A 14,168-nucleotide genomic window follows, 5' to 3' on the forward strand; every position below is an offset into this window, starting at 1 on the left:
CGCAGGGGGACCTCTCCGGCGCCGAGAACCTCGCCATCGCCCGCGCAGGCGACGTGATCGCACGGCGGGGTGCGGGCCGCAGCAGGCCGCCGGCGCCACGACGAAGGTGAACGCCTCCTCGCCTAGCGTCCGGCCGTCCACGCGTCGAGGTCGGCGGCCCGGCGGATCCCTGGCCCCAGGTACCCGGGACGACTGCCTGCCGCAGTCCGGCCCGACCCACGTAGCCGTACCGGCGGGCCGGCAGGCTCACGGCCGCCACCCGTGCGCGCGTCGGGGCAGGCTCACGGCCGCCACCGCACGTGCGCCGCGATCGCCAGGGACACCAGCATCGCGCCCATGAGCCAGCCGCCGAGGACGTCCGTGGGCCAGTGGACCCCCAGCCAGACGCGGGTCAGGCCGACGCCCGCCACCGAGACGGCGACCACCGCCACCGCCGTACGCCACAGGGCGGGGCCGACACCGTGGCGGTACAGCAGCCACAGGAGGAGACCCAGGACCACGGTGGCCGTGAGGGCGTGGCCGGAGGGGTAGGCCGCGTAGTGGGCCGAGTCGACGGGGTCGGTCCAGACCGGGCGGTCGCGGCCGAGCGCGGCCTTGAGACCCTGTTGCAGGACCGTGCCGACCGCCGACACCGTGACCAGCCACACCGCCGTCCACCAGGCCGCGCGCCGCCACACCAGCCACACGGCCACCGCCGCGCACAGCAGGCGCATCGTCAGCGGGTCCCAGACCCAGTCCGTCAGGATGCGGAAGGCCTGGGTGACGTCGGGGTCGGCGACGGCCCAGCGGTGGGTCGTGCGGGAGACGTCTCCGTCGAAGGAGAGCAGCGGATGCCACTCGGCCGCCACCAGGATCAGCAGCACGAGCGAGCACAGGCCGAGGACGATCGCCGTACGGACGGCTGTGCGGTACGGCGACGGGGCGGGCGGGGAGTCGACGGAGGGGGAGTGCATGAGGTGATCCTTGCCGAATCCCGGGGTGTGAAGCCAACCCGGGGGCCGGTTCATTCAGCCGAGCGCCCGTAACGCCGGCACCAGTGTCACCAGCACCGGTACCACCGGGACCAGCGAGGCCGCGGCCGTCAGCCGCAGCCTGCGGGCCGCCGTGAGCCGGTCCGCGGGTGTCAGCAGCCGGTGCACGCGCTGCGGGACGTGGGCCTGTGGGGCGGGCGAGGGGCCGAAGACGCCTCGGTCCTCGTTCAGTTCGACCAGGGCGAGCGCGGTCGTCAGCCGGCCGAAGCGCCGGGAGGCCGCGTCGTCGGCGGCCAGCTCGACCAGGCGGTGCATCTCGGCACGGAACGCGGCGAACACCGGCACCTGTGGGAAACCGGTTGCCAGTGCGGCCGAGCAGTGCAGCAGCCAGTGGTGCCGTGCCTGGGCGTGTCCCTGCTCGTGTGCCAGCACGGCGTCCAGCTGACGCCCCTTCAGTCGGCGCAACGCGGCTGTCGTGACGACCAGTTGGGGCGCCCCGCCGGGCATCCACCACGCGTCGGACCGCTCACCCTCCAGCACCACGAGCCGCCCGGGAGCGGGCTCCTCGCCCGGCAACAGTGGTGCCCGCAGGCTCAGTTCGTCGCGCTGGTGGCGCAGCCTGCTGCGCGCCGCCGTGACCTCCCGGACCAGCATCGCCCCGCTCCACAGCCCGGCGCACGCCAGGGCCACCGCGGTCGTCGCCGCCCAGGGGCCGGTCGCGCTCAGCGCGTACGCCTCCACGACCCCGTGCGGGGCCGGCGCGAAGACGTGCCCGCGCACCGCCTGCCAGGCGGCCGCCGCGCTCAGCGTCATCGCCAGCGCGCAGCACATCAGCACCGCCGCCACCACGCACTGCCACACCCACAGCGCGATCACCGGTTCACGGTCCGGCCAGTCCGCCCGGGCGAGCAGCCGGGGAGCGACGACGGCGGTCAGCGCACCGAGCAGCAGCAGCACCGCGGGGACCATCATGGTCAGCACCCTATGAGCGCCGCGCCGCTCAGGGGTACGGCTCGGCACGGCAAAGTGACGCAGGCCACGAGTGCCCCGGCCGCGCCGGGGTGCCGGGGTAGGGCCTCAGATCGTCAGCAGCATCGCGAGCATCCCGATCCCCATCGACAGCCGGCAGGCACGCGCCAGCTCGGGCCGGTCGCCCCAGGCCAGGGCGCTCCGCGCGGCGGCGCCTCCCGCGACTCCGGCCACCGGCAGCAGCCGTACGCCGGAGACGAGGACGTACGCCGTGAAGTACACCAGCAGTCCGCCCGTGAGCAGCGGCACCCCGGAGCCGCCGTGCGCGTGGCCGGTCGCGGTGGGGGAGGCGGTCATCACGGCCGCCATGTAGACCATGGCCGCGGCGCCCACCAGGTGGTGCAGATGGTGCGGGCCGGTCCGGGCCACCCACAGGGCCCGCAGCGCGGCCCCGCCGAAGACCACCGCGTACACCGGCCAGACCCACACCGGCGGGGTGAACGCCGAGCCCGGTACCGCCATGGCGGCCATCCCGAAGCCCATCAGGGCCTCGTCGCCCGCGGCCAGGCGCTGTGTCTCGTCGCTGCTGCGCATCCTCAGCAGGCAGTAGGCCCCGGTCGCCGCACACAACGTCACGAGCAGCCAGCCGGACGACGCCGGTCCGTGCACGCGCACCTCCCCGTTCGACGGACGGTCCAGGAAGGCGATGCCCTCGGCACGCGGCGCGCACGCGAGCGCAAGGGTGTACACGGGGAGCATTCGGCGGAGCACAGGGGGTGAGCGGGTGGGCGTGGAGAGTCCGTGACTGGGGTCCGAATGTATTTCACGAGTAAAACACCTGCTAAATTAGTGAGAGTGAGCAAGAGCAGTGCGACACCCCGGCAGCAGCCCCGTCCCCGTCCCTCGGTCCGTCTCCCGTTGGCCGGTGTGCTGCGGCTCGGGCGCCCTTCCGACATCTGGTTCAAGCCCGCGCTCAGCGTGGTCGCCGCGGTCGCCCCGCCCAACCTGACCCTGCTGGCGCTCGACCGCCTCGACCTGGCGATGTACACGATGGCCGGATCCCTGTGCGCGCTGTACGCCCACCATCGCCCGTACGCCGCGCGCGCCCGCGTGCTGGCCCTGGTGGTGCTCGGCATGACCGGTGGGCTCGCCGTCGCGCTGCTCGCGGCCGCGCTCACCACGAACGCCGTCGTCCTCGTCGCCGTCGGCGCCCTCCTCGCCGCCGCCCAGAAGACGCTGTGCGACGCCACCAGGATCGGCCCGCCCGGCAACGTCATCCTCACCTTCATCAGCTCCGCCGCGCTCTTCGCCCCGCAGACCCTCGGACAGATCCCCGGCCACCTGGGCCTCGCCCTCGCGGCGGGCGCCTGGTCGTGGATCATCGGCATGGCGCCGGGCCTCCTGCGCCCGCACGGCCCCGAGCGCCGCGCCACCGCGCAGGCGCTGAACGCCGCCGCCGCGTACGCCGCCACACGAGGCACCGGCGAGGGCCACGCCCGGGCCCGCGCGCCGCGGCCGCAGCCGTGCACGCGGCCTGGCAGACCCTGCTGTCGGCCCGCGGCGGGGACACCGGCCGTGCCCTGGAACGGCTCCTGGTCCGCGCCGAGGTGGCCCTCGCAGCGCCCGTCGACACCGACCCGGTACGGCTGCGCGGCTGGGCCCGCGCGCTGCGCGGCACCGGACCCGTCCCGCGCCCCCACGTCCTTCCGGCCGACGACGAACTCCTCGGTGTGGACACCGAACTCGCCTCGCCGCGAACGTCGTTGTGGCACCGCCTCGGCCCCCTGACCCCGCTCGCCGTGCGCACCGCCCTCGGTTGCGGCCTGGCCGGCTACGCCTCCCTCGCGCTCGGTATCGGCCGTCCCTACTGGGCCCTGGTCACCGCCGCCTCCCTCTACCAGGCCAACGTCACCCTCACCTGGAGTCGCGGGGTCCAGCGCGTCGTCGGCAACCTCCTGGGCGTCCTCGCCTTCGCCGCGATCGTCCCGCTCGCCCACCTCCACCCGGCGGCCCTGGTCCTGACCTGCCTCGCCCTGAACTTCGGCGCGGAGGCGCTGATCAGCCGCAACTACTGGCTCGGCAGCGTCTGCGTGACCCCGATGGCGCTCCTCATCACCGAGTTCGCCCAGTACCAGGACGCGGGCACGCTCATCACCGAGCGGGTCGTGGACACCCTCGTCGGCGCGCTGGTCGGCTTCGTCGCCGCCGTCGCCGTCACCAACCGGCGCTCCGGCGACCGCCTCGACCACGCCCTGACGGCGGCCGAACGCGCCCGCGAAACCGCTGCCCTCCTCCTCGCCCGGCCGCGCCCCGCCCCGGCGGCCCTGGAGTCAGCCCGCCGCGGCCTGGCCGCCGCACTCGTCGAGCTGCGCGGCACGGCCGACGCCGCCACCGGCGAGTGGTGGCAGCGCGCCCTGCCGCAGGAGCGGGTCGTCGCGGCCGAGCAGGCCGGACACCGTACGCTCGCCGCGACGGTCCGGGGCCAGGGACTCCTCCTGACCCGGCACAACGAGGCGAGAGCGGAGGACGTACGGCCATGACGGCGACGCAGGGACAGCCGGTGGGCGGGGACGACGCGGACGGTCCGGCCGGCGGGAACGAGACCGCTCGGGAACCACTCGGCGGCGCCGACGCGGCGCAACGGCGGCCCACTGGGCAGAGCGAGCCCGCCGGGCCGGAGGCCACACAGTCGCAGCCCGCCGGGCCCGAGGCCGCGCCGGGTCGCCCCGCCCCCCGTGGCGACGGCGCCCGTGGCGACCGCGCCCGCGGTGACACCGTCGCCTCCGTGGTGCGGCAGTGGCAGGCCGTGCGGCCCGAGCTGGACACCGGGCCCATGGAGATCATCGGGCGGGTCAACCGCTGTGCGGCGCTCCTTCAGCAGGCCGAGGACGCCCCGCTGCGGCGTGCCGGGCTCAGCCGGGCGGAGTTCGATCTGCTCGGTGCGCTGCGCCGCACCGGTCACGAGCTGACGCCCGGGGAACTCGCCCGCGAGACGTTCTCCTCGGGAGCCGCCGTCACCAAACGCGTCAAGCAGCTGACCGAACGGGGCCTGGTGGAGCGCCGCGGGGACGCCCGGGACCGCCGCGTCGCCCACCTGCGCCTCAGCGAGGCCGGCCGGGCCCTGGTCGACGGCATCATGCCCGAGCAGCTCGCCTACGAGAGCGCCGTACTGGCCGCCCTGGACGCCGACCGGCAGGGTGAACTGGCGGTACTGCTCGGTGAGTTGCTCAGCCGGCTGGAGGGGCACATGCAGGCGCTGCGGAGCTGAGGGCGCCGTACGGTCACCGCACGTCGTGGACCGTGCGGCGGTACGTGGAACGCCGGTCGTCGATGGCCTGCCAGCGGTCGCCGTAGACGGTGCGGGTGACGCCCTGATCGCGCAGGAAGTCGTGCGGGAAGCCGAGCGGCACGGCGCTCACCTCGTCGAGGCGGGCCACGGCGTCGGCGTCCAGACGGACGTCGAGACAGCCGAGGTTGTCCGCGAGCTGGCTCTCCCTCGTGGCCGAGACGATCGGCACCACGTTCCCGGGGCGGCCGAGCAGCCAGGCCAGGGCCACCTGGGCCGGGCTCCAGCCGCCCTCCTCCGCGATCTCCAGGACGGCGCTGATCACCGCCGCCTCGCGCTGGTCCTCCTCACCCGCCCCCAGCCGGCCGGACTCGCCCCGTCGGTACTTCCCGGTGAGTTTCCCGGCCGCGAGGGGCGCCCACGCCAGGACCGCCAGGTCGAAGCCCCTCGCCTGCGGCAGGAGTTCGCGTTCGGGGGTGCGTTCCAGCAGGCTGTACCGCAGCTGCGAGCCGGCGAACGACGTCCAGCCCCGCAGCTCGGCGAGGGTGTTGGCCTGCGCGATCTCCCAGGCGGGCCAGTCCGAGACACCGAGGTAGAGGACCTTGCCCGCGCGCACGAGGTCGTCGAGCGCGCGCATGACCTCGTCGACCGGGGTGAACTGGTCGCGGGCGTGGACCCACAGCACGTCCAGCCGGTCGGTGCGCAGCCGGTCCAGGCTCGCCTCCACCGACTGCACCAGGTTCTTACGGTGGTTGCCGGCGGCGTTGACGTCACCTTCGCGGAACGCACAGGTGTACTTGCTGGCGAGGACGAACTCGTCGCGCCGCCCTTCCAGCAGGGCACCGAGGAAGCGCTCGGAGTCGCCCCCGGTGTAGATGTTGGCCGTGTCGACGAAGTTGCCGCCCGCCTGCGCGTAGACGTCCAGCATCTTCGCGCTGGTGTCCCGGTCCGCGCCCCAGCCTCCGTCGCCGCCCATGGTCATCGCGCCGAGGCCCAGCTCGCTCACGCGCAGACCGGTCCGGCCGAACAGTGTGTACCGCACGTCGTCGTTCCCCCTTGGAAGGCAATCGAAAGGCACTGCTGGGATGACGCTAGGGGCTGAAGCGCGCTCGAAGGCAAGCCGATGCCGGCTCAGTGTTCGTCGCCGGCCCGGTACACGCCGAACACCGCTCCCCGCGGGTCCCGCAGCACCGCGATCCGTGGACCGCTCGGCACGGGGGCCGGCTGCCTCAGCGCCGTACCGCCCGCCCGGTCCGCCGCCGCCGTCGAGGCGTCCACGTCGGCCACCGCGAAGTAGGGCAGCCAGTGCGGCGGCACCTCGGGCGGGAACCTGTCGTCCATCGTCGTCATGCCGCCCAGGTCGGCGCCTCCGACGCCCCATCGCGTGTAGTGCTCCGAGGTCGCCACGGTCCAGCCGAACACGGTCGTGTAGAAGGCCTCCGCCCGCGCGGTGTCGCGGGTCAGCAACTCCACCCAGCCCAGCGAACCGGGGGCGTTGAACAGTCCCGCGCCGGGGAAGGTGCGAGCCTGCCACAGCTGGAAGGCCGCGCCGCCCGGGTCGTGGGCGACCACGAAACGGCCCACGTCGAACACGTCCATCGGGCCGACCAGCACCTTGCCCCCGGCCTCCTCGATCATCCGCGCGGTGACGTCGGCGTCGGACACCCCGAAGGACACACTCCAGGCGACCGGCCGGCCCTGCTGGTGGAGCGGGCTGAGCGCGGCGACGGCCGCGTCCCCGAGATGCGCGACGGTGTAGCCGCCCGCCTCCTGCCGCGGGTCGGTCTCGAACCGCCAGCCGAACAGCTCCGTGTAGAACCGCTGGGCGGTGGCCAGGTCATTGGTCCCCAGCTCGGCCCAGCAGGGCCCACCGGGCACGGGCGCGTCGAGCTTCATGGCGTTCCTTCCGAAGGGAGCACCCCCTCCAGCACGCTAAGCCCGGGCCCGCTCCGCGGCATCCGCTGAGGTCAGGTACCCGGGCGGTACCGCAGCGGATGGTCGGCCGGCACCTCCACCAGCACGATCGGTGTACCGTCCGGGTCGGCGATCCACATCTCGACCAGACCCCACGGCTCCTTCACCGGGGGGCGGACGATCGGCACCCCCGTGGCCGTCAGCTCCGCGTGGGCCGCCGCGACGTCCGGGACCTGCATCCACAGCCGTACGGCGGGGTCCGGCGGGGTCTGCGCCCGCCCGGAGACCTCCAGGAACCCGCCGCCGAGGAAGTAGACGGTGCCCCGCTCCGGGCCCGTACCGAACTCGCGGTACACGGGGAGGCCCAGTTGCTCCCCGTAGAAGGCGCGGGATCGCTCGGGGTCGCGGGGGTGGAGAAGGATTCGACTGCTGAGTACATGCACCATGCATCGGGAGCCTAGACGCCGGTTAGGCTCGGCGGAGCCCAGCCGCGCGACAGATGATCCGGAGAGCCCCGCATGGACACCACCGCCACCGAGTCCACCTTCCGTGACGCCACCGACGCCGACGTGGACGCACTGGTCTCGCTCGTCGACTCGGCCTACCGCGGGGACGCCAGCCGGGCCGGCTGGACCACGGAGGCGGACCTCCTGGAGGGGCGGCGCACCGACCCCGAGGGCGTCCTGGAGGTCATCAAGTCGCCCGACACCCGGGTGCTCGCCGTGGAGCGGGCCGGCCGGATCGTCGCCTGCTGCCAGCTCGAAAACCGCGGCGACCACGCCTACTTCGGCATGTTCGCGGTCAGCCCCACCGTCCAGGGCGGCGGTCTCGGCAGGACGGTCCTCGAGGAGGCCGAGCGCCGGGCCCGCGCCGACTGGGGCGTCACCGAGATGCACATGACGGTGATATCCCTGCGCGAAGACCTCATCGCCTGGTACGAGCGGCGCGGCTACCGCCGTACCGGACGGATGACGCCGTTCCCCTACGGCGACGAGCGCTTCGGCATCCCGCAGCGCGACGACCTCGAGTTCGAGCTGCTGGTCAAGCCCCTCGGCTGAGGTTCACGCCGTGAGCCGGCCGGTGTGCCTGATCTCCGGACGGTCGGTGGTCGCGCCGTCCAGTCCGAAGGCCCGGACCAGCCGCAGCTGGTCGGCGTGTTGACCACCCAGCCGATGATCCGCAGGCCGTGGCGGCGGGCCTCCTCGACGATCTCCAGGGTGAGCCGCCGCAGGTTCAGACACACGGTCGCGGCCCCGACGGCCACCGCCCGTTCCACGATGCCGAGGCCGTCGTAGCGGCTGGCGATGAGCGCGGTGCGCACCCCGGGCACCAGCCTGGCGATCTCGACGATCGCCTCGTCGTGGAACGAGGACACCTCCACCCGCTCCACCAGGTCCCGCTCGAGCATCACCGCGGCGAGCGCCCGCGCCGCCTGCACGTCCTTGATCTCGGCCTGGAGCGGCACCGACACCGCCGCCAGGACCTCCTCGAAGACCGGCACGCGCTCGCCGAGCCCCGCGTCCAGGGCGCGCAGCTCCGCGAGGGTGTGGTCCGCGACGGGCCCGCTGCCGTCGGTCGTGCGGTCCACGTCGGCGTCGTGCATGACCACGAGCGCGCCGTCCTTGCTCAGGTGCAGATCGAGTTCGACGGCGTCGAGACCGGCCCGCTCGGCGGCGACGAACGACCTGAGGGTGTTCTCGGGCTCGACACCCATGACCCCACGGTGACCGATGGTGAGGAGGTGGTTCAAGAGACGGCTCGCTTCCCTGGACGGACCGGTGCGCCGACGTCGCACCGCGGGAATCCCTACCCAGCGGTCCGCGCCCAAAGCATCTGCCCACTCGGTGAAGTGCAGGAAGAAACGCGGTGACCATGGAGGTACGCAGGATAATTTCCCGAAGGTCATCTTGCTGGAAGAAACCTCTTATGCGTACGGTGTCACCACGTGAGGCTTTCCCGTGGAGGATGGGACATGACGCAAATTCTTGTGCAGGTGGGTACGGAGGAGCGGGTTCCTCCCGTGGCCAGGGTGGTGGAGCACCCGGCCTGGCCCGTGCTCAAGGATGCCGTGGAGCGGATCCGGCCCTGGCAGGCGAAGGACGGGTCGATCGACTTCACGGCCGAGGATGCCCCTGAGCGTGCCGACGCCGAAGACGCCGTGCACCGGGTGGCCGCCGCGGTCGACGAGCTGTCACCGCTGCTCCCGCACGACGCGGAATATCACCGCGCCCTGGTGCGGGACCTGCGCCGGTGGGCCGAGGGCGGCTTCGAGGTGCCGGACTTCCTGGACTCGCTGCTTGCCTTCCAGCCCGCCGAGAACCGTGCGGACGGCCTCCAGCACCTGGTCGTCTTCCCGATGTACACGCAGAACGGCAACCCGGACCGCAACCTCGAGGCGGTCGTGCTGCGCATGGTCTGGCCGGACTGGCTGGCCGAGCTGGAGCGCACCCGCTACGACAACCCGCTGTTCTGCGGCATCACCTTCGAGGACTTCACGGCGGGCTACGACACCAACTCCGCGGTCCTCTTCCCGGAGACCATCGCCGTACGCGAGGCGCCGGAACGTTTCTCCTGGGGTGGCATCTTCTGCGACCGCGAGGCCGCCCGCTTCCGCCGGGTCACCGACGCCGCCGTGGGCATCCTGGGCCTGGAACTGCCCGAGGACATCGCCGCCATGGTCCACGACCAGAAGCGCTGCGAGGAGGCCTTCGTGCTGTGGGACATGGTCCACGACCGTACCCACAGCCACGGCGACCTGCCCTTCGACCCCTTCATGATCAAGCAGCGCCAGCCGTTCTGGATGTACGGCCTGGAGGAGCTGCGCTGCGACCTCACCGCCTTCAAGGAGGCCGTGAAGCTGGAGGCCGAGGGCGTCCCGCAGGCCCGTGACGTGCAGTACGCGGTCCTCTTCGACCGTATGTTCCGCTTCCCGGTCACCGGCGAGCGCGTGCGCAACTACGACGGCCTCGGCGGCCAGCTCCTCTTCGCCTACCTGCACAAGCACGACGTCGTCCGCTGGACCGACAACAACCTGCACATCGACTGGCAGCGCGCCCCGCAGGTCACCAACGAGCTGTGCGCCGAGATCGAGAAGCTCTACCGCGACGGCATCGACCGGCCCAAGCTCGTCCACTGGTTCGCCGGCTACGAGCTGGTCTCCACCTACCTCGCCCCGCACCCCGGCTCGAAGTGGGCCAAGGGCCCGGACGCCCTGGACCTGACCCAGCCGCCGCGCAAGCTCGTCGATGACGTGCTTCCGGACGAGTTTCCGCTGAGCATGTTCTATGAGGCACTGTCCAAGAAGCTGAAGAACGTGATTGCCTCGACGAAGGGCATCACGGCGGACGGCGCCGAGCGGATCGCCGCGTGAGCGGCCTGCGTACCGAGAATGCTCAGGAGGCGAGGACCATGGGGAACGGGGCTCTCAGCGGTGCGGTGATCGCGGTGGCCGGCGCGGGCGGACCCGCCGGCCGGGCCGCGCTGATCAGGCTCGCCGAGGCGGGCGCGACGGTGGTGGGCGCGGACAACGACCCGGAGCGTCTCGCCGAAGCCGTGGACGCGGCGAGCTACGCCTCCGGCGGCGCGACCGTCATGGGCGAACCGGTCGACCTGCTCGACCTGCGCTCCACCCACGAGTGGGCCGCCCGCGTCGAGAAGGACTTCGGCCGGGTCGACGGTCTCGTGCACCTCGTCGGCGGCTGGCGCGGCAGTGAGACCTTCACCAAGACCAGTCTCGACGACTGGGACTTCCTGGAACTGCTGCTCATCCGCACCGTGCAGCACACCACCCTCGCCTTCCACGAGGCGCTCCAGCGCAGCGACCGCGGCCGGTACGTCCTGATCAGCGCCGCGGGCGCGAGCAGCCCCACCGCGGGCAACGCCGCGTACGCCGCCGGAAAGGCCGCCGCCGAGGCGTGGACGCTGTCGATGGCCGACTTCTTCCGAAAGGCCGGGGGGCCCGACGGGCCGACCTCCGCCGCGGTCATCCTGGTGGTGAAGGCGTTGGTGCACGAGGCGATGCGCGCCGACCGACCCCACGCGAAGTTCGCGGGATTCACCGACGTCAAGGATTTGGCCGAGGCCATCGCCGACGTCTGGGAGAAGCCCGCCGCCGAAGTGAACGGACACCGTCTGTGGCTCACCGAGAAGCCGTGAACCCACCCCGCACCGACGCCCGTCGCCACCACGATCCGGAGGTCCGCGGTTTCGCCAGCGACAACTACGCCGGCGCCCACCCGGAGGTGATGGCCGCCCTGGCCCTGGCCAACGGCGGCCATCAGGTGGCGTACGGCGAGGACGACTACACCGAGAACCTGCAGAGCGTCGTCCGCGGCCACTTCGGGCCTACGGCGGAGGCGTTCCCGGTCTTCAACGGCACCGGCGCCAACGTCGTCGCGCTCCAGGCGGTCACCGACCGCTGGGGCGCGGTGATCTGCGCCGAGAGCGCGCACATCAACGTGGACGAGGGCGGCGCCCCGGAGCGCATGGGCGGCCTCAAGCTGCTCACCGTGCCGACGCCGGACGGCAAGCTCACCCCCGAGCTGATCGACCGTCAGGCGTACGGCTGGGAGGACGAGCACCGGGCGATGCCGCAGGTCGTCTCGATCACCCAGAGCACGGAGCTGGGCACGCTCTACACGCCCGACGAGATCCGCGCGATCTGCGAGCACGCCCACGCGCACGGCATGAAGGTCCACCTGGACGGCTCCCGCATAGCCAACGCGGCCGCCTCCCTGGACGTCCCGATGCGGACGTTCACCAACGCGGTCGGCGTCGACATCCTCTCGCTCGGCGGGACGAAGAACGGCGCGTTGTTCGGCGAGGCGGTCGTGGTCATCAACCAGGACGCCGTCTCCCACATGAAGCACCTGCGCAAGCTGTCCATGCAGCTCGCCTCCAAGATGCGCTTCGTCTCGGTGCAGTTGGAGGCCCTGCTCGCCAAGGACCTCTGGCTGCGCAACGCCCGGCACGCCAACGAGATGGCGCAGCGCCTGGCCGAGGGGGTGCGCGCGGCACACGGCGTGGAGATCCTCCATCCGGTCCAGGCGAACGGCGTCTTCGCCAGGCTGCCGCACGACGTGAGCGAGCGCCTCCAGAAGCGGTTCCGCTTCTACTTCTGGGACGAGTCGGCGGGCGTCGTCCGCTGGATGTGCTCCTTCGACACGACGGAGGAGGACGTGGACGCCTTCGTGGCGGCGCTCAAGGAGGAGATGGCCCGCTAGAGGCAACCGCCACAGCGGACCCCGGTAATGCATAGGTATGCGATCACCTGAAAAACAATTGACGATCGGGTGATCGTGTTCCTATGCTCTCCCGGCATGGAGCTGATCCAGGAAACCCCCGACCTGTCCGCCTACCTGGCCGCTGACGAGGTCATCGACCACCATCACCCGCTGGTCCGGGACACCGCCGCGCGGCTCGCGAAGGACGCGGAGGACTCGTATGCCTATGCGCGGCTGGCCTTCGAGTTCGTGCGGGACACGATCCCCCACTCGCAGGATTCCGGCGACCTGCGGGTCACCTGGCGCGCCTCCGACGTACTGGAGCAGCGCACGGGCATCTGCTACGCCAAGGCCCACGCGCTGACCGCGCTGCTGCGCGCCGAGGACATCCCCACCGCGCTCTGCTACCAGACGTTCGACGTCGTCCACGGACTGGTCGCCGTCCGCTTCAACGGCGCCTGGCACCGACAGGACCCGCGCGGCAACAAGCCCGGAGTGAACGCCCGGTTCTCCTTGGGCGAGGAACAGTTGGCCTTCCTCCCCGACACCGCCGCCGGTGAAAGCGATCACCCCGTCCTGTACGCCGCACCGCCCCCGTCCGTCCTGCGCGCACTCCGGGCCGCCTCCGACCGCCCCCACCTCTGGAAGACCCTTCCCACCACGCTGTGACACCCCGCCGCACACCCGGCCGGCCGCAGTCGCAACCTCACCGGCATGCGCGATGGGGGAGAGGCCCGAGAGGCCGATGCGGACGGGGACGACGCACCGCGACAGGAGACCGGCCGGCCGGCGGAGCCCGCACCACCGACACTCCTGGGCCGGCTGAGGAGACACCGGCCGCTCGCCTCCGCCGTCGCCCTCGCGCTGGTCGCCACCGGCGTCGCCGTACCGCTGCTGCTGGCCGGCTCGGACGACGGCCCACCCTGCCAGGAGATCCCCGCCGCCACCCGCGCCCTCGCCGACGAACCCCGCGGCCGCCACCCGTGCCCTCGACCCGGGCGACGACCTGAGGCGTTTCGACGCCGTGCGCGCGATCCTCGCGCACGAACACCCCTGCGGAGACGGCGGCGAGGTGCTCGGCGCGGTCGTGCACGCGGCCACCCGCGCCGCCCGCCCCGACGCGCCACACGCCCTCGCCAGGCCCGCGCCGCCTTCGCGGTGGCCGCCGCTCCGAACGATGCCGAACCACCCGAGGGCATGGGATCCGCCGTCGCCCGCATGCTCGCCCGGTACATCGTCGACCAGCACCGGTACCTCGGCTCCGACGACGAGGCCGTCCTGCCCGCCGTCCCCGCCGAGTCGGCCCGGCCCGATGACGAGGGCTGGACCGATGACGAGGACTGGACCGCTCTCGGCCGTTTCCTCGCCCCCGGCGAGGCGCATGCCGACTTCGAGCACACCCAGCCCCACACGTCCGTCAGGGCCGATCCGGAGGACCTGCTCGCCGTACTCCCCAAAGGACCCGCAGGCGTTCACGATCCTCTACGCCCCCGAGCGCGCCTGGTTCGCCTACGACCTGGAGCGGCTCGACGGACGGGGCAGCGACTACGGGTACCCGGTCCCCGCTGTGCTCGCTTCCGATGAAGATGTCGCAGCCGTAGTCGCCGAGTTCCTTCACCCCGCCCGACGAGGTGCTCTCCACCCGTGCGCCCTCGGGAAGCAGATCGCACACGGCGTCACCGGGCAGCACCCCGTCACAGGCCGAGCGGATCGTCCACCATTCGTCGACGTACGGCCGGGCGATCCAGCACGGTCAGGCCGAGCACCAGCACAGCCGCCATCGACACCTTGATCCAGCGCCGTATC

13 protein-coding genes and 2 pseudogenes are annotated in these 14,168 nt (G+C 72.5%); 8 read left to right on the forward strand and 7 right to left on the reverse strand.

Annotated elements, in window-relative coordinates:
- Nucleotides 1-281: 281 nt before the first annotated feature.
- From BM536_RS05765 to BM536_RS05775, 3 genes are all read right to left on the reverse strand, one after another.
- Nucleotides 282-953 carry a phosphatase PAP2 family protein gene (locus BM536_RS05765; RefSeq protein WP_073491319.1) on the reverse strand — a complete coding sequence of 224 codons (672 nt, stop codon included), beginning with the start codon at nucleotides 951-953 and terminating at the stop codon, nucleotides 282-284.
- Nucleotides 954-1,007: 54 nt separating this feature from the next.
- On the reverse strand, nucleotides 1,008-1,943 hold the full coding sequence (locus BM536_RS05770; RefSeq protein ID WP_094102682.1) for a M56 family metallopeptidase: 936 nt from the start codon (nucleotides 1,941-1,943) through the stop codon (nucleotides 1,008-1,010).
- 105 nt (nucleotides 1,944-2,048) lie between these two features.
- Complete coding sequence (locus BM536_RS05775; RefSeq protein ID WP_073491318.1) at nucleotides 2,049-2,609, reverse strand: DUF5134 domain-containing protein; 561 nt, start codon at nucleotides 2,607-2,609, stop codon at nucleotides 2,049-2,051.
- Between the two features lie 258 nt (nucleotides 2,610-2,867).
- On the opposite strand from BM536_RS05775, the pseudogene BM536_RS05780 reads away from it, so the two are divergent.
- Nucleotides 2,868-4,480: pseudogene (locus BM536_RS05780) on the forward strand (FUSC family protein).
- 245 nt (nucleotides 4,481-4,725) lie between these two features.
- A complete protein-coding gene (locus BM536_RS05785; RefSeq protein ID WP_073491304.1) occupies nucleotides 4,726-5,208 on the forward strand; it encodes a MarR family winged helix-turn-helix transcriptional regulator in 483 nt (160 codons plus the stop codon).
- Nucleotides 5,209-5,221: 13 nt separating this feature from the next.
- Here BM536_RS05785 and BM536_RS05790 read toward each other — a convergent pair whose 3' ends face one another.
- The 3 genes from BM536_RS05790 to BM536_RS05800 all read right to left on the reverse strand — a co-directional run bounded on the left by BM536_RS05790 (nucleotide 5,222) and on the right by BM536_RS05800 (nucleotide 7,586).
- Complete coding sequence (locus BM536_RS05790; RefSeq protein WP_073491303.1) at nucleotides 5,222-6,268, reverse strand: aldo/keto reductase; 1,047 nt, start codon at nucleotides 6,266-6,268, stop codon at nucleotides 5,222-5,224.
- An 89-nt stretch (nucleotides 6,269-6,357) separates the two neighbouring features.
- Complete coding sequence (locus tag BM536_RS05795) at nucleotides 6,358-7,122, reverse strand: VOC family protein (RefSeq protein WP_073491302.1); 765 nt, start codon at nucleotides 7,120-7,122, stop codon at nucleotides 6,358-6,360.
- Nucleotides 7,123-7,193: 71 nt separating this feature from the next.
- Nucleotides 7,194-7,586, reverse strand: a complete 393-nt coding sequence (locus BM536_RS05800; RefSeq protein WP_073491301.1) for a VOC family protein — start codon at nucleotides 7,584-7,586, stop codon at nucleotides 7,194-7,196.
- A 72-nt stretch (nucleotides 7,587-7,658) separates the two neighbouring features.
- Between BM536_RS05800 and BM536_RS05805 the strand changes: the two genes are divergently transcribed.
- Nucleotides 7,659-8,198 (forward strand): GNAT family N-acetyltransferase, encoded by a 540-nt coding sequence (locus BM536_RS05805; protein WP_073491300.1) that lies wholly within the window; start codon nucleotides 7,659-7,661, stop codon nucleotides 8,196-8,198.
- 3 nt (nucleotides 8,199-8,201) lie between these two features.
- Here the strand turns inward: BM536_RS05805 and BM536_RS05810 are convergent.
- A pseudogene (locus tag BM536_RS05810) lies at nucleotides 8,202-8,854 on the reverse strand (glycerophosphodiester phosphodiesterase).
- Nucleotides 8,855-9,112: 258 nt separating this feature from the next.
- Here BM536_RS05810 and BM536_RS05815 point away from each other — a divergent pair.
- The 5 genes from BM536_RS05815 to BM536_RS40225 all read left to right on the forward strand — a co-directional run bounded on the left by BM536_RS05815 (nucleotide 9,113) and on the right by BM536_RS40225 (nucleotide 13,946).
- Nucleotides 9,113-10,510 carry a DUF6421 family protein gene (locus tag BM536_RS05815; protein ID WP_073491299.1) on the forward strand — a complete coding sequence of 466 codons (1,398 nt, stop codon included), beginning with the start codon at nucleotides 9,113-9,115 and terminating at the stop codon, nucleotides 10,508-10,510.
- Between the two features lie 38 nt (nucleotides 10,511-10,548).
- Nucleotides 10,549-11,295, forward strand: coding sequence for an SDR family NAD(P)-dependent oxidoreductase (locus tag BM536_RS05820; RefSeq protein WP_073491298.1), 747 nt, complete (start codon nucleotides 10,549-10,551; stop codon nucleotides 11,293-11,295).
- Nucleotides 11,292-12,362, forward strand: a complete 1,071-nt coding sequence (locus BM536_RS05825; protein ID WP_073491297.1) for a threonine aldolase family protein — start codon at nucleotides 11,292-11,294, stop codon at nucleotides 12,360-12,362. Before BM536_RS05820 ends, BM536_RS05825 begins: the two co-directional genes overlap by 4 nt.
- 96 nt (nucleotides 12,363-12,458) lie before the next feature.
- Entirely contained in the window at nucleotides 12,459-13,031 is a 573-nt protein-coding gene (locus BM536_RS05830; RefSeq protein WP_170109881.1) for a transglutaminase-like domain-containing protein, read from the forward strand.
- Nucleotides 13,032-13,559: 528 nt separating this feature from the next.
- Nucleotides 13,560-13,946, forward strand: a complete 387-nt coding sequence (locus tag BM536_RS40225; RefSeq protein ID WP_073491295.1) for a hypothetical protein — start codon at nucleotides 13,560-13,562, stop codon at nucleotides 13,944-13,946.
- Nucleotides 13,947-14,168 lie beyond the last annotated feature (222 nt).

This window comes from Streptomyces phaeoluteigriseus, from assembly GCF_001896135.2.
Classification (GTDB): domain Bacteria; phylum Actinomycetota; class Actinomycetes; order Streptomycetales; family Streptomycetaceae; genus Streptomyces; species Streptomyces phaeoluteigriseus.

Excerpts from the sequence above, each read along its gene's own strand:
- BM536_RS05765 (WP_073491319.1), bottom strand. The coding sequence starts at position 953 with ATGCACTCCCCCTCCGTCGACTCCCCGCCCGCCCCGTCGCCGTACCGC.
- BM536_RS05770 (WP_094102682.1), bottom strand. The coding sequence starts at position 1,943 with ATGATGGTCCCCGCGGTGCTGCTGCTGCTCGGTGCGCTGACCGCCGTC.
- BM536_RS05795 (WP_073491302.1), bottom strand. The coding sequence starts at position 7,122 with ATGAAGCTCGACGCGCCCGTGCCCGGTGGGCCCTGCTGGGCCGAGCTG.
- BM536_RS05800 (WP_073491301.1), bottom strand. The coding sequence starts at position 7,586 with ATGGTGCATGTACTCAGCAGTCGAATCCTTCTCCACCCCCGCGACCCC.
- BM536_RS05805 (WP_073491300.1), top strand. The coding sequence starts at position 7,659 with ATGGACACCACCGCCACCGAGTCCACCTTCCGTGACGCCACCGACGCC.
- BM536_RS05815 (WP_073491299.1), top strand. The coding sequence starts at position 9,113 with ATGACGCAAATTCTTGTGCAGGTGGGTACGGAGGAGCGGGTTCCTCCC.
- BM536_RS05820 (WP_073491298.1), top strand. The coding sequence starts at position 10,549 with ATGGGGAACGGGGCTCTCAGCGGTGCGGTGATCGCGGTGGCCGGCGCG.
- BM536_RS05830 (WP_170109881.1), top strand. The coding sequence starts at position 12,459 with ATGGAGCTGATCCAGGAAACCCCCGACCTGTCCGCCTACCTGGCCGCT.
- BM536_RS40225 (WP_073491295.1), top strand. The coding sequence starts at position 13,560 with ATGGGATCCGCCGTCGCCCGCATGCTCGCCCGGTACATCGTCGACCAG.